This is a genomic window from Salegentibacter lacus (assembly GCF_020164555.1).
In the GTDB taxonomy this organism is placed as follows: Bacteria; Bacteroidota; Bacteroidia; order Flavobacteriales; family Flavobacteriaceae; genus Salegentibacter; species Salegentibacter lacus.
In genome coordinates, this window is sequence record NZ_JAIQZB010000124.1 from 1 (window position 1) to 222 (window position 222).

At 43.7% G+C, this 222-nt stretch carries 1 protein-coding gene; it reads right to left on the bottom strand.

Going from position 1 to position 222, the window contains the following annotated elements; translation table 11 throughout:
- Nucleotides 1-222, bottom strand: a 222-nt coding sequence (locus LB465_RS18280; RefSeq protein ID WP_224471336.1) for a transposase, incomplete at both ends; no start/stop codon positions are given.

Genomic DNA, 222 nt, shown 5'->3' on the forward strand with positions numbered 1-222 from the left:
CGGTATAATTCTCTTCACTGCCATAGCCGGCATCTGCAGTAAGGCTTTGTGGTGTTTGATCGTAGGAGTCTACATGATCTTGCAGGTGGTTTTTTAAGGTAGTGGTATCTGCGGTGGTTTGGGCTAAGGTATAATTGGTAATGAACTGGTTATTGGTGGAGGCCTGAAGGTTATACCCGGGTTTTAATTGCCCATTTTGCATATAATCATCTTTCATCCGCA